Below are 14,279 nucleotides of genomic sequence, written 5' to 3'. Positions count from 1 at the left end.
GAATCAAAGATCATTTATTCAAAACCCTAAACTCCAAACCCTAAACTCCAAACCCAAAGAAATTTATGCCTGCTGTATTCCCCATGAGCACTGAAGAGGAAGTCAAACGTATTGGCTACATCAGTCGCTCTGTACCCAAAAATGTTGATTTAAAGGCCGAAATTCTTCGCATGAAAAAGGAGAAGAATGCGGTTATTCTGGCTCACTACTACGTAGATGGCGAAATTCAGGATCTGGCCGATTTTGTAGGCGATAGTCTGGGTTTAGCTCAGGCAGCCGAACAGACCACGGCGGATATGATCGTCTTTTGCGGCGTTCACTTCATGGGCGAAACCGCTAAAATCCTGAATCCAAACAAGAAGGTAGTCATTCCGGATTTCAATGCGGGTTGTTCGCTGGCCGATTCTGCTCCGAAAGAAGATTTTGCGGCATTTAAAGCTCAGCATCCGGAGGCAGTCGTAGTGAGCTATATCAATTGCACGGCGGACATTAAGGCGATGACGGACATTATCTGTACTTCATCAAATGCCTTGAAAGTCGTCGAATCGATCCCCGCAGATCGCCAGATCATCTTCGCTCCTGATGCCAACTTGGGTCGTTTCGTAGCCAAGAAAACGGGTCGGGATCTGATTTTATGGGATGGAGCCTGTATCGTTCACATTGATATTTCGCGGGAAAAATTGGCCAAACTACGGGCCGAACACCCGAATGCGTTGCTGGTAGCCCATCCCGAATGTAAAGAAGATATTTTGATGGAAGCCGATTACGTAGGCAGTACTACGGGTCTGCTGGCGTATGTGCAAACGTCCCCGAACAAAGAATTTATCGTAGCAACGGAAGCCGGAATTATGCACAAAATGAAGCTGGCTAATCCGGATAAGTTGATCATTCCGGCTCCGGCCAATGAACAGAATTTCTGTGCCTGCTCCGAATGTCCGTACATGAAGATGAATACCGTTGAAAAATTGTACAACTGCATGTACTACGAAATGCCGGAAATCCACGTTCCGGAAGAAACGCGGGTCAAAGCATTGAAAGCTGTAAAAGCGATGTTAGAAATTAGTAAGTAGATTTCGAGTTGATGGTTGTTGGTTGATAGTTGTTGGGTAGAACGTCTAGCAAAAACTATCCACTGACAACCATCAACCAATAACTTTATCTACCGTCCGATAGCGACTCTTCGTAGAATAGAATCGATTACTTGCAGACTGGTAATGCCGTCGGCTTCGGCTTCGTAGTTGAGCAATACGCGGTGATTCAGTACGTCGGGGGCTATTTCCTTGATATCTTCGGGTAATACATAATCCCGCTCGTTGAAATACGCCAGTACTTTGGCCCCGAGGTTCAAGGCGATGCTAGCCCGGGGTGAAGCTCCAAACTGGATGTATCGGGCTTCTTCTTTCAGACCGTATGTTAATGGACGACGCGTAGCGAATACCAGCTCAATGATGTAGTGTTCGAGCGTTTCAGAAATGGCAATCTGATTGATTTCCTTCCGAATCTCGAAAATTTCGTCCCGACTCAGAATCGGTTTTACTTCATAGACGGCCTCCATATTCGTCATCCGCCGCATGACTTCCAGTTCATCCGCCTTGTCCAGATAATCTACGAAGACTTTCATCATGAACCGGTCCACCTGAGCTTCGGGCAAGGGATAGGTTCCCTCCTGCTCAACTGGGTTTTGCGTCGCCATTACGAAAAAGGGCTTATCGAGTGGAAACGTCTGATCACCAATCGTTACCTGTTTTTCCTGCATGGCCTCTAGCAAGGCCGACTGAACCTTAGCCGGAGCCCGGTTTACCTCATCTGCCAAAATCAGATTGGCGAATACCGGTCCTTTCCGTACCCGGAAATCGTCCATTTTCCGGTCAAAAATCATAGTTCCGACCAAATCAGCGGGAAGCAGATCCGGCGTAAACTGAATTCGGTGGAAATCCAGATCCAATACTTTTGCCAGCGTATTGATTGTAAGGGTTTTTGCCAGACCCGGAACTCCTTCCAGTAAGACATGCCCTCCCGTAAATAAGCCAATCAGTAAACGATTGAGCAGCCGTTCCTGTCCAACTACGACTTTGCTCATTTCGGTAAACATCTGTTTGATTTTTCGGGCGTGCTGTAGATCAGCCATAATATGCATGTTACGGAAACCGAGCTAGCCGCTAGTTCCGGAAAAACAGTTTTTAGTTCATGAGTGGTCCGCTAGAACCAGGGATCGAAAATAGGGCGGAATCCGTAGAAGGACAATCTTCATTTATTATTTACGGGCCAGAATCATCCGATCCCGTCCTGAAAGATCCGTTCGGATCTCTACGTGGGCAAAGCCCGCTTCACTGAATTCTGCCGCCGTTTCCGGCCCCAGAGCCTGATTGATTTCAACGGCACAAAAGCCATTTTCCAACAAATGCGTGCTGGCATACTGAGCAATAGCCCGGTAAAAAATCAGAGGATCGTGGTCCGCTACAAACAAGGCCAGATGAGGCTCGTGATCGAGTACATGAGGAAGCATGATGGCGGCTTCAGCCTGTTTCACGTACGGCGGATTGGATACAATGGCGGTGTATCGTTGAGCCGGTAGGTCCTGAGTAATCAGGGCATTTTTTTGAATAAATTCGACAGTTACCCCCAGACGCTGGGCATTGTTTCGGGCAACGGTCAACGCTTCTTCTGAAACATCCAAAGCCGCTACGCGGGCATCCGGGCGTTCAGCAGCCAGGGTAACAGCAATGCAGCCGCTTCCGGTACCAATATCAAGTAAGTCAGGGATAGTCGTTCCTTTCAGTTCCTGTAGTACCCATTGTACCAATTCTTCGGTTTCGGGTCGGGGAATAAGTACGGCTGGAGTTACCTCGAATGTACGGCCGTAAAAATCAGCTTCTCCCAGCACGTATTGTACCGGTTCCTGATTTTTTAAACGTTCCAAGAGAGGCGTTACCTCAGCCAAATCCGTGGCTAATGGCGTATCAAGAATTACGGCCGTTCGACTGAGCCCATACCGCGTTTCCAGCACCAAATACGCGATGGATTTGGCTTCATTAGCATCGTATACGTTAGCAAGCGTTTCGGAAATGTGCCGAAAGAGTACTTGGGCAGTCATCATACTTACTCTTTCACTTCCTCGTAATCAATATAATCGCCGCCTTTATAACCTTCCTTCTGGGGCGGAGCATAATCAACATTTATTTTTCCTTCGCGTTGCCGATTCTGTGCTTTTTCCTGGCGGAACTCCCGCTCTACCCGGGAAAACTGATCTTTCAGAAACAGACGGAATACCCAGCGAACAATGCGGGGGAAAATAAAGCCAATGGCCATTACAACTAATAATATCTTGAATATCATAGGGTTCTAAAGCTTAATCACACAACACAGGAGCGTCCGGATTTGTTGCAAAGTTAAACAGCATTTCGAGTTGCGAGGCTGTTACCCGGTCCTCTGATAACGGAAGCTCGGGTATTTCCGTTCGATGCACCCAGCGTACCTGGCCAATATCGTGACCATCGGCCGTAATCTCACCACCAACGGTTTCACAGCGGATGAAAAACTTATACACATACCAGGGTTGTGGTGGATGGGGGTGCTGACGCTTGTCGAGTACGGCCAGCAAACGTACCGGCCGCACCACCAATCCCGTTTCCTCGTGCGTTTCCTTCACGGCTACTTCCGTGGGCGTATACCCTATGTCGGCCCAACCACCCGGCAGCGTCCAGCGGAGGCTGTCAATTTTCTCTTGCACCATCAGTACTTCCTCCGCTCCCCGAAAGATAACGGCCCGAATATCTACTTTGGGCGTTGGGTACTCGCCCGTACCACTGGCAAACAGGGGAGTAATTTTTTCGATGGGCTCATCCGTCAGCGTGTGAAGCAATTCTACGCTAATCTCCCGAATTTCTTCGAAACGTTCTAAATCGTAGGGATTGGGTGAATACGTCAAGCCCGCCTGAGCGAGAGCATTTAACCGTTTGGCGATTTCCAGAAGCTGACTCATGAAGGTCGATCAGTCGATGAATCACAAAAATAGCGGCTGGGTTCAAAAGACTTCACGTAAAATTTATAAACAACTCATCTACGATCCTAGTTTGTACTGTTACTTTTACCGCTTCTGTACAGTTACCACACCTGTTTGTCGCTAATTCATGCCTTTCTGCCGGCCCACGTTACTGTTTTCTTTGGGAGCTTACGGTCTAGCCATGCTGGTAGGGCTACTTTCCAGTACCGCCTGGGGTCAACTGGCCAAACCCTATACCTTGCAGGCCGAGGCCAGTGGACTTGTATCCGGAGCCAATCAATCGCCTTTTTGGCTCCGGGCTAATCAATATGGTTTAATCCCACTCGGCGCACCCGCGGGTCTTATTCGGGCGGGCCTTTCGGTTGATTTCGCTACGCCATTACCAGATTCTACCCGGCGTAATCGGCGGAAGCTGGATTGGGGTATGGGCGTTGAAGGAGCACTCGTCAGTAGTACGCAACAAAAATTTTTATTACCTGAAGCTTATCTGAAACTCCGTTACGGAAAGGTGGAACTCTGGGGAGGGCGTCGTCGGGAATTCATTGGTATTACGGATACTACGCTGACTTCAGGTTCAATGGCGTGGTCGGGTAATGCACTGCCCATTCCTAAGATTCAAATTGGTACGGCTGGATTCCTTCCGCTGAAATTTCTTCGCAATTTCGTTGCCCTACGCGGCACGCTGGCTCATGGCTGGTTTAATGTTCCGTATATTCAGGGAGCTTACCTACATTACAAATCATTACATGGCCGTTTCGGGAAACCTTCGGGCCGGGTGGCGGTGTACGTAGGAATCAATCACATGGTTCAATGGGGCGGCCATGCCGACTATCTGCGTTCATCGCCTTTCGCAGTGAACGGACATCTGACTACCAATCCGGGAGATTTTATTCGTGGTATTTTATTAGGTCAGCTTTCCAGCGAACGTAACAACGACCGCTTTACGGGTTTTGACGGCGAAAATCGCGTGGGTAATCACCTAGGAAATTATGACTTTGCCGTAGCGATAAAAGGAAATGGACAATCTTTCCTGTGGTACCATCAACATATCTTTGAAGATTTGTCAGGACTTTTGTTCCTGAATGGCTTGGATGGTTTGCATGGCTTTAGCTGGTCGCTTCCCTCCAATTCCCGGCATGTAAAGCTTACCAAACTCCTTTTTGAATACCTAACTACTACCAATCAGGCTGGTTCAACTTTCGATATCACAGCCCGGTTTCAGGGGGGGGATAATTACTTCAACCATTCTCAATACATACAGGGTTGGTCATATTATGGCCGGGCGATTGGAACACCTTTACTGCCCGTTCGTTCAGAATTACTGAATGGGTCGCTAACGAACGTACAGTTTTTCTTCCCAAACAATCGCGTAACGGCTTTCCATTTAGCCGGACAAGGAAGTTTGTTCGAAAAACTAAATTTTCAGGCTCGTTTCACCTACAGCCTCAACAAAGGGACTTTTTCACTGCCCTTCCCGCGTACACTCCCGCAATTCTCCTCATTACTAGCTATATCCACGCATCCAAACTGGCTAAAAGGGTTCTCTATATCGACTCGACTTGCTTGTGATGCCGGTGACTTGTACCCGTCCACATTTGGGGCTTTCTTGTCCGTATCGAAAACCTGGATGGGCGTAAAACAAGGAAAATAATGCCCAGTCCCCTAAAATTAGGGGCTCGCAATATAGATTGATGTTTGGTATGATTTTTTACTAAGCCAGTTACCGTCAGAGTTCACCCAATACCTTGTAACTTATTCTCATGTTGTTAGCCGCCTCTATTCACTCTTCTCGTACTTCCTGTGGAGTAAATACCTTGTATCTGTTCGCAGCTAATTACTACTTTCTTTCCCGATTTGTAAAAATATTAACAAAAATCAATTTTCTTTAAACCCAAAATCCAATCTCCACGTATGTATAGGAGACATTACCATTTGTTAATAATTTATTTTACTTAGTGCCTTTTTAGTATTCGACCCGAGTTGAACTTATTTACTAATCCTTTTTCAATAATAATTTATGAATCGTTCTTCTATTACCTCTGCTCAATCGGAAGGGAGTCCTTCGGAGCGTAAAGCAGCTGTGGGTCGTCGTACTTTTCTAAAGTCGGCGGGCATCACTTCTGCGGCGGCTGTAGGTTTATTTGCTGCGGCCTGTACTGATCACAATGGTGAGCCCCCAGCTGGCGTATTTGATTTGGGTCAGGGCGATTTAGGAGCCTTGAATTACGCCTATGCTCTGGAACAATTGGAAGCGGCTTTTTATACGAAAATTGTAGCTAGTCCGGCAGTTATGGGCCGTTTCTCTTCGCAAGAGCAAATGGTGTTCAATGATTTGAAACTTCATGAAGTAGCTCACCGCGATTTCTTCAAAGCGGCGATTACTGCGGCCGTAAAAGGTGATATGTCCAAGGTGCTCCCTACGCTTGAAGTGAATCTTCCGGACGATCTTTTTTCTACGAGTGCGAAAGTTCTCACGTTAGCGAAGACATTCGAAGACCTAGGCGTTGCTGCTTACAATGGAGCCGGTAAATACATCGAGAACGTTGATTACTTACTCTTAGCGGGTAAAATTGTTTCGGTTGAAGCTCGTCACGCTGCCATCATCAGCAATATGATTGCCCCTAAAACGGCAGCTTTTGCCAGTGATGTGGAAGTAGATCCAGCCACGGGCTTGGACAAGGCATTACTGCCTTCTCAAGTTTTGAAAATCGTTACGGACGGTGGCTTCATCAAAACGGCTTTTACTGCTAAATATCTTCCTTAGTAAGTTCTCAAACTTTCGATTACTATGAATTTATTCGACATCTTTTCGAACATTGAAAAAGTTGACGCAGAAGCTGCGGACCGCTTTTCCTTCTATAACCGTCGTCACGTACTGAAATTTGGTGCTAAAGCTACAGCACTGGCTGCTTTGCCCACTTTTTTCAGCTCAGTAGTAAATAAGGCGTATGCCGCTTTACCTAACGCTACGGAAGTACTTAAATACGCCCTCACGCTGGAGTACCTCGAAGCTGCTTTTTACAAAATGGGTTTGGAGAAATCTGGTCTTATTCCAAGTACAGACCGGGCTATTTTCGCTCAGATTGGCAAACACGAAGATGCTCACGTAAAGTTGTTGCAAGGTGCGTTGGCTAGTAATTCGATTGCCTCCCCCATGTTTGACTTTGGTCCTGCTTTCGATAGCTATCAGAACTTCTTGACGTATTCCCAGTCGTTTGAGGATTTAGGCGTTCGGGCTTATAAAGGTCAGGCTGGTGTCCTTAAACAAACGGACTACCTGACCGTAGCTTTGCAGATTCACTCGGTTGAAGCTCGTCACGCAGCCATGGTACGTGCCCTTCGCGGCGATAAAGGCTGGATTCAAGGCAACAATAGTGGTGGAGCCGTAGCAGCGGTATACGCGGGTGAAGAAGTAACTACCCAAGCTGGCGTTTCTATTGTGGGCTTACCAGGTCAGACGTCTAATTCAGCTTCCGAGGCTTTCGATGAACCTTTAGATGAAAAGGCAGTATTAGCTTTGGCTGGAGCGTTCATTAAATAATACAAGTTGTCCTGAATAAAACTCCGGCTGGATCATCTAGCCGGAGTTTATTATTCTCTAGTGTTAGTATCCATAACAAAAAGCGGACGCACTTTCATGCGTCCGCTTTTTGTACATCAATTACGTTGACTTACTTACCAGGTTGTACCACTGGGTACTGTACTGGAAGTTACTACCGGAACGGCTAGGAAATCGAGTAAATCCTGATTCAGGCGAGGCCACTCCGTATAGAAAAATCCGTGCGGAGCCCCTTCGTAAGGAATCAATTGCGATCCAGCAATATTTTCTGCCAATAGTTGACCTGAGATTTCATAAGGTACTACTTGGTCGCTAGTACCGTGAATAATTAAGGTTGGCACTTGAATACTAGCCAGATCAGCCCGTAAGTCGGCCTGGCTAAACGTCAAGATATTATCAACCGTTGCTTTGGGTGAGGCCTGCATCGCCAGTCCATGGAACCAGTCCGCCAATTTGCTACTAACCGGATTGTTCAACAGACTTACACCAAAGAATTTCTTCGAGAAGTCTTCGATAAAGGCTGCCCGATCCTGTAAGGAGTTTTCGATCATTTCATCGAACATACTCTTATCAATTCCATCGGGAAAATCGTCGGTCTTTAGCATGTGCGGAGCAGCAGCTCCCAATAAAACCAGTTTTGATACCCGAGCACCTTGGAAGCGAGACATATAGCGGATGGCTTCGCCACCCCCTTGAGAAAAGCCTACCAAGGTAATATCTTGTAAATCCAAGGCTTCAAATACGGCATTGAGATCATCCGCCAAAGTATCATAATCATAACCTTCCCAAGGTTTATCGGACATACCGAAACCCCGACGGTCGATCAGGATACAGCGGTAATGGTTTCCCAACTGATTTACCTGATATTCAAACATTTTATGGTTTAGAGGCCAGCCGTGCAGGAATACTACGGGTTGTCCTTGTCCCCAATCTTCAAAGAAGAGCTGAACGCCGGGGGAGGTTTCTACATAAGGCATACAAGTGAGCGTTTTAACCGATCAGACGGTTGTGGATAAAATAGTATCGCTCTTAATTGTTAAAATTCCGTACCCGATTGACTAAAGATAACAGTGTAGCCGAACGGCCCCAATCTTAATCAACGCCTGCATTTATGTACCAGAATATTCCTTTTAATCCCTTAGAAATCAGAATGTATGCTAAAAAAAAGCCCCGCTTAAAAATAAGCGGGGCAAATAAGTACTTGTGTAGAAATTAGCGACTCAGATACAGATTCCGTTCACCGTAAATCTGCTGGAAAACTTCGTCGGTGAGATCTTCGATGAAGTAGATGGCTTCACCCGTCGATTTCATTTCAGGTCCTAACTCCTTGTTCACACCAGGGAATTTGTTGAAAGAGAATACCGGGATTTTAATCGCGTATCCGTTTTTCACGGGGTTGAAATTAAAGTCCGTTACCTTCTTATCACCCAGCATTACCTTGGTCGCGTAGTTCACGTAAGGCTCTTGGTACGCTTTACAGATGAACGGTACCGTACGGGAAGCCCGGGGATTAGCCTCGATTACGTATACTTTTTCATCCTTGATGGCGAACTGAATATTAAGCAAACCTTTCGTTCGTAGAGCTACGGCAATTTTCTTGGTATACTCTTCAATCTGCTGGAGTACGTTTTCGCTCAAATCGAAGGTCGGCAGTACTGCGTGCGAATCACCCGAGTGAATACCAGCCGGTTCGATGTGCTCCATAATACCAATGATGTGCACATTTTCTCCGTCACAGATCGAATCCGATTCCGCTTCGATGGCATTCTCCAGGAAGTGATCGAGCAGGATTTTGTTACCTGGAATATCGCGTAGTGTATTTACGACGTGTTGCTCGAGTTCTTCTTCGTTGATGACAATCTTCATGGATTGTCCACCCAGTACGTAGCTCGGACGAACTAGTAAGGGATAACCCAGCGTACGGGCTACTTCCACCGCGTGATCGGCCGTTTCAACCGTATCGAATTTGGGGTACGGTACACCCAGATCACGTAACAGACTGGAGAAAGCTCCGCGGTCTTCCGCTAAATCGAGTGCTTCGTAGCTGGTACCAATGATTTTGATACCGTATTTGGACAGTTTCTCAGCCAGTTTCAGAGCCGTCTGGCCACCCAACTGTACGATTACCCCTTCCGGTTTTTCGTGTTGGATGATGTCGTATACGTGCTCCCAGAATACGGGTTCGAAGTACAGTTTATCGGCAATATCCGGATCCGTCGAAACCGTTTCGGGGTTCGAGTTGATCATGATCGTTTCGTAGCCCGCTTCTTTCGCGGCCAGTACGCCGTGTACGCAGGAGTAGTCGAACTCGATACCCTGACCAATCCGGTTAGGACCTGAGCCCAGAATAACTACCTTTTTCTTCGGCGTTACGATGGATTCATCCGAAGCTTCTGATCCGCTGGTAAACGTCGAGTAGAAGTACGGGGTTTTCGCTTCAAACTCAGCGGCACACGTATCTACGCATTTGAATACGCGTTTGATACCCAGATCGTTCCGCTTCTCGTATACCTGGCTTTCCAGGCAGTCGAGCATGTGAGCAATCTGACGGTCGGCGAATCCTTTGACTTTGGCTTCTTCCAGTAAATCTTTCGTAATGGAGTCGAGCGTATGTTTTTCGATCTCCTTTTCCAGACGAACCAAATCTTCAACCTGGTACAGGAACCAACGGTCGATTCTAGTGAGTTGTTGAATTTTCTTGAAAGAAATACCCAGTCGGAAGGCGTCGTAAATGTGGAAGAGACGATTCCAGGACGGATTTGCCAGCGAGTGCAGAATGGCTTCCTGATCGGTCAGTTCCTTGCCATCCGCTCCCATGCCATTCCGCTTGATTTCCAGCGATTGACAGGCTTTTTGCAGAGCTTCCTGAAAGTTACGGCCGATACCCATGGCTTCACCTACGGATTTCATCTGCAGCCCCAGACGACGGTCTGAACCTTTGAATTTGTCAAAGTTCCAGCGGGGCACCTTTACAATAACGTAGTCAATGGCAGGCTCGAAGAAGGCCGACGTGCTGCCCGTAACCGGGTTAATCAGCTCGTGCAGACGATAGCCAATGGCCATTTTCGCCGCAATTTTCGCAATCGGGTAACCCGTAGCTTTAGAAGCCAGAGCCGACGAACGCGATACGCGGGGGTTGATTTCAATGGCGATGATATCGTCGTTCGCAGGGTTTACGGAGAACTGTACGTTACAGCCACCCGCGAACTTACCGATGCCATTCATCATCATGATGGCCATATCCCGCATTTTCTGGTACAGGGTATCGGGCAATGTCATGGCAGGAGCCACCGTTACCGAGTCGCCCGTATGTACGCCCATCGGATCGAAGTTTTCGATCGAACACACGATGATGAAGTTTCCATCCCCGTCGCGTAGCAATTCCAGCTCGTATTCTTTCCAGCCCACAATCGACTGCTCGACGAGTACTTCGTGTACCGGCGAAGCGTGCAGACCACGGTTGAGCATTTCGTCGAAATCCTTCGGATCATTCACGAAGCCACCGCCTGTACCACCCAGCGTATAAGAGGGACGGATTACCAGCGGGAAACCCACTTCCTGAGCAATTTCTTTTCCTTCCAGGAAAGAGCGAGCCGTGCGGCCTTTACAAACGCCCACACCCAGTTCCAGCATTTTCAGCCGGAATTTCTCCCGATCCTCCGTCGTCTCGATGGCGTTGATATCCACACCGATAATCTCCACGCCGTACTTTTTCCAGATACCGGCTTTGTCGCAGTCGATAGCTAAATTTAACGCCGTCTGGCCTCCCATAGTCGGCAAAACGGCGTCAACCTTGTGTTTCTGAAGAATCTCGATAATGGACTTTCGTTCCAATGGCTTGAGATACACATGATCAGCACTGAGGGGGTCTGTCATGATCGTAGCCGGATTGGAGTTGATCAGAATAACCTCGATCCCCTCTTCGCGGAGGGAGCGAGCTGCCTGGGAGCCAGAATAATCGAACTCGCAGGCCTGACCGATGACAATGGGGCCGGAGCCAATAATCAGAACGGATTTGATGTCGGGATTTTTGGGCATTGTTTCAGGTATCAGTTAGCAGTTCGCTGATTTTGTAAAGCCTGAATTTCAAGGTCTTACTAAAACAGACAAACGAATAACGATCAAGGTCCCGGAAAGGGCCGGGCAAAATTCGTGCAAAATTAGGGGATCGGAAGCAAACGAAAGAACTTGCACCCAAAATTTCTAAAAAGTTTCTTGATTGCCGGAGGCTTTGGAGGGAATAGCCTTTCTTTGTAACAGGGACTTTACAAACTTTTTCCAGTAAGGTTCGTTCTCGTATTAACCAGTTGCAGTTCTTTATGCCCTCTCGCCCACCCGTAGATGTAGCCATCAATGTATACGGCAAACCTTATCAGACCGCAGTTACGCTTCTTTCCTTGTTAAAGCATTCGGGGCAGTGGATTGATAAGATTTATTTCATCGAAGAACGGAAACAACCCCAAGGGACCGATTTTTCCTTTTTGTACCCGTTGTTGGGTGATAAGCTCATTCGATACCGGCCCTGGTTTTGGTTATGGACCAATCCATTCAAGAAGGAATGGCTCATGAAACTTCCCTTCATTCGGCGAGCGATTCGGTATCAGTATGCCTGGGAAAAGTCCGATAAGAAATTTCTTTTAGTTACGCATAACGATGTGCTTTATGAAAAAGATCTGGTAGGCGTCTATCTATCAGAGATCGGCGATCACATTGGCGTAGGTAAAGTAGGACAATGCTGGAATTGCCCCGCCTATTTTGCCAACAAGTGTAACAGTGAAAAATACTGGGATTACCGACCTTCAAAAGAGGAGGTGCAGGAATTAGTTCATCAGCATCCCGGAGCCCGGACGGTTCACTTTGACTATGAAATGAATCGTCGTAGCTCCTGGCCTATTCCCGAATGTCGCCTGAATGAGTATACGGCTATGCTGAACCTAGAACTGGCTCGTCCACTTACGATACCCCAAGGTCCGGCTACTGCTTTCGGAAATATTGACGGACTGGATACAGCTACCGGCTGGTTCTGGTCGATTAGTAATGCGGGTTACCGTGTTAAACACGTAGACTTTGACCCTTACGCCATTCACGATTGGACGGGCGGCATGAATAGTGGTCACGCGGCTCTGTTTGATCAACAATTGTACGAGAAAGGCGAACTCATTGCCAAAGAGTACCTGATCAAGGAGTATGGCCTTCATCTGTAGTTTCACTTCTCACTATATAAAACGATTTATTCCTTGGAACCCGCTTATGAAGACTTTTTCCTATGTTAAAACCATACTGGTTTTAGTAGTCGCCAGCGGCCTCTTAACCAGTTGTAGCGATCTGGGTTTTCTGTTCTCGCCTAAGAAAAACAATGCTGTTGATGAACGCGGACGTGGCGATGGAACCGGAGGTGGCAATCCCAATCCTCCCGTTATAAAACCCGCATCCATGGTATACCTTACCAGCGAAAGCATGAAAGTAGGGTTTAGTATGGACTACGGCGGAGCCATCACGTATCTGTCGCCTGCTAATAGCTCTACCAGCATTATTAATAACTTCGACTTAGGTCGTCAATTGCAGTACGCTTATTACTCCTACCCCTTAGAAACGTACAAACCTAATGGTGTATCTCCACATCCTGCCTGGGCAGGTATGGGTTGGGATCCGATTCAGACTGGAGACGTTTATGGTAACGGCTCACGGGTGATTGAGCGACGGGTAGAAGGTAACAAGCTTTATTTCAAGACCATTCCTATGCAATGGGCCTTTAATAATGTTCCCTGTGAGTGTACCGTTGAGACGTATGTTGAGCTAAAAGGGAATGTACTCGAAATGCGGAATGTATTGCAGATGAATCGGACGGACAGCTATTCGCTCGTAAGCCGAGGTCAGGATATAGCCGGAGGATTCCTAACTTCCGATTTCACGCGAGGTAAGGCCTATTGGGGCTTAGCTCCTTTTACCAATGCTCCCCTAACTGATATTGATTTGGTTTCACCACCTTTTACCAATGGTACTACCAATAGTATTGAAATGTACCTTCCTGAAAACTGGACATATATTTACAATGACAAGGGAGTTGGGCTTGGTATGTGGGTACCATCGGTTACCTATTTTTCTACGGAGATGATGGGCCGCCCTAATATAGGTGATGAATTTAGTGGGAACACTGGTAGAATTGGTGCCCACATGAATGAAGTATTGGATCGTAATCTTCGCTATGAAAGCAAATTTGCCTACATTTTAGGTACCGCTGAGCAAACTCGCCAATATGCTCTGGAGCATAAAAGTGAACAAATTAAGCCCGATTTCAATTTCTCCAAAGACCGACAACACTGGAATTATTTCAATGAAATCGTCGAAGCTCCTTTCAATGGTGAATGGAATATTGATTTAGATAATAGCCTAGCCAGTTTGTGGAGTCCAGACTTTGTCTGGGATACGCGGAAAGATAAAAAACTGTATATCCAAATGGCTTATGATGGTAGCGGCAAAGAAATGACAATCGTAGGGTTTCGGCAGAATTCTTCTCGCTTAAGCGATTATGCCCACTTAGAAACAACTTTAAAACTCACTGCTGATGGACAATATCACACCTACGAAGTAAACATAGGAGATATGCCCGAATGGCAAGGTATGCTTCGTAAAATTATTATTAGTGTACCTAAAGAAAACTTAAAAGGGAAGCGATTAAAGATTAAAACTATTTCGACGAATAAACCCTCTTAATCA

12 protein-coding genes are annotated in these 14,279 nt (G+C 46.9%); 6 read left to right on the top strand and 6 right to left on the bottom strand.

The annotated features are described in order from the left end of the window. Positions 1–65 precede the first annotated feature (65 nt). Positions 66–1,070 (top strand): quinolinate synthase NadA, encoded by a 1,005-nt coding sequence (gene nadA, locus C5O19_RS00430; protein ID WP_394341755.1) that lies wholly within the window; start codon positions 66–68, stop codon positions 1,068–1,070. 89 nt (positions 1,071–1,159) lie between these two features. On the opposite strand, the gene C5O19_RS00425 is transcribed toward nadA, so the two are convergent. The 4 genes from C5O19_RS00425 to C5O19_RS00410 all read right to left on the bottom strand — a co-directional run bounded on the left by C5O19_RS00425 (position 1,160) and on the right by C5O19_RS00410 (position 3,982). Beyond that, the gene (locus tag C5O19_RS00425; RefSeq protein ID WP_207766376.1) at positions 1,160–2,128 is read right to left on the bottom strand and encodes an AAA family ATPase; all 969 of its coding nucleotides are present in this window, start codon (positions 2,126–2,128) and stop codon (positions 1,160–1,162) included. A gap of 126 nt (positions 2,129–2,254) precedes the next feature. Further along, positions 2,255–3,097 carry a peptide chain release factor N(5)-glutamine methyltransferase gene (gene prmC / locus C5O19_RS00420; RefSeq protein WP_243406291.1) on the bottom strand — a complete coding sequence of 281 codons (843 nt, stop codon included), beginning with the start codon at positions 3,095–3,097 and terminating at the stop codon, positions 2,255–2,257. Positions 3,098–3,099: 2 nt separating this feature from the next. Then, positions 3,100–3,336: a DUF4834 domain-containing protein gene (locus C5O19_RS00415; protein ID WP_133163281.1), complete on the bottom strand. Its 237-nt coding sequence runs from the start codon at positions 3,334–3,336 to the stop codon at positions 3,100–3,102. A 13-nt stretch (positions 3,337–3,349) separates the two neighbouring features. Beyond that, positions 3,350–3,982, bottom strand: a complete 633-nt coding sequence (locus tag C5O19_RS00410; protein WP_104709432.1) for an NUDIX hydrolase — start codon at positions 3,980–3,982, stop codon at positions 3,350–3,352. Between the two features lie 148 nt (positions 3,983–4,130). Here C5O19_RS00410 and C5O19_RS00405 point away from each other — a divergent pair, with 148 nt between their 5' ends. The 3 genes from C5O19_RS00405 (at position 4,131) to C5O19_RS00395 (ending at position 7,544) form a co-directional block, all read left to right on the top strand. Next, positions 4,131–5,654, top strand: coding sequence for a capsule assembly Wzi family protein (locus C5O19_RS00405; RefSeq protein ID WP_104709431.1), 1,524 nt, complete (start codon positions 4,131–4,133; stop codon positions 5,652–5,654). Between the two features lie 366 nt (positions 5,655–6,020). Continuing rightward, on the top strand, positions 6,021–6,767 hold the full coding sequence (locus tag C5O19_RS00400; protein WP_104709430.1) for a ferritin-like domain-containing protein: 747 nt from the start codon (positions 6,021–6,023) through the stop codon (positions 6,765–6,767). Positions 6,768–6,791: 24 nt separating this feature from the next. Further along, a complete protein-coding gene (locus tag C5O19_RS00395; RefSeq protein WP_104709429.1) occupies positions 6,792–7,544 on the top strand; it encodes a ferritin-like domain-containing protein in 753 nt (250 codons plus the stop codon). A gap of 134 nt (positions 7,545–7,678) precedes the next feature. On the opposite strand, the gene C5O19_RS00390 is transcribed toward C5O19_RS00395, so the two are convergent. Continuing rightward, entirely contained in the window at positions 7,679–8,539 is an 861-nt protein-coding gene (locus tag C5O19_RS00390) for an alpha/beta fold hydrolase (protein ID WP_104709428.1), read from the bottom strand. A 235-nt stretch (positions 8,540–8,774) separates the two neighbouring features. Then, the gene (carB, locus tag C5O19_RS00385) at positions 8,775–11,600 is read right to left on the bottom strand and encodes a carbamoyl-phosphate synthase large subunit (protein WP_104709427.1); all 2,826 of its coding nucleotides are present in this window, start codon (positions 11,598–11,600) and stop codon (positions 8,775–8,777) included. Between the two features lie 281 nt (positions 11,601–11,881). Between carB and C5O19_RS00380 the strand changes: the two genes are divergently transcribed. Continuing rightward, positions 11,882–12,766 (top strand): hypothetical protein, encoded by an 885-nt coding sequence (locus C5O19_RS00380; protein WP_104709426.1) that lies wholly within the window; start codon positions 11,882–11,884, stop codon positions 12,764–12,766. 46 nt (positions 12,767–12,812) lie between these two features. After that, entirely contained in the window at positions 12,813–14,276 is a 1,464-nt protein-coding gene (locus C5O19_RS00375) for a hypothetical protein (RefSeq protein ID WP_104709425.1), read from the top strand. The last annotated feature ends 3 nt before the right edge of the window (positions 14,277–14,279 follow it).

The organism is Siphonobacter curvatus, assembly GCF_002943425.1.
In the GTDB taxonomy this organism is placed as follows: domain Bacteria; phylum Bacteroidota; class Bacteroidia; order Cytophagales; family Spirosomataceae; genus Siphonobacter; species Siphonobacter curvatus.
This window is presented reverse-complemented; position numbering and strand designations above follow the sequence as displayed.